This window comes from Streptomyces violaceorubidus, from assembly GCF_000717995.1.
Taxonomy (GTDB): Bacteria; Actinomycetota; Actinomycetes; order Streptomycetales; family Streptomycetaceae; genus Streptomyces; species Streptomyces violaceorubidus.
Map to the genome: position 1 here is coordinate 1 of NZ_JODM01000196.1, position 283 is coordinate 283.

The following is a 283-nucleotide window of genomic DNA, read 5'->3' on the forward strand; positions in this document are numbered from 1 at the left end:
AGCATGTCGCCTGGCTGCTGCACGAGCACCGCCAGGCCCGCAATACACGCTGGCGCAAGCTCGGCTGCTTCAAGCAGGCACTGCTCGCGCTGGTCCACCTGCGGAAGAACGAGACGTTCTCGCAGCTCGGAGCCGGTTTCGGCATATCTCAGGCCACTGCCTGGCGGTATGTCGACGAGACCTTGGACGTCCTGGCCAGCTGGGCACCCGGCCTCCACGAAGCCCTCACCGGTCTCGGTGAGGGCGACCACGTCATCGTTGACGGCACCCTCATCCCCATCGA

At 65.7% G+C, this 283-nt stretch carries 1 protein-coding gene; it reads left to right on the top strand.

Features of this window, described 5'->3' with window-relative positions; all coding sequences use genetic code 11:
* On the top strand, positions 1 to 283 hold a 283-nt coding region (locus IE94_RS0134695; RefSeq protein ID WP_167344004.1), incomplete at both ends, for a helix-turn-helix domain-containing protein.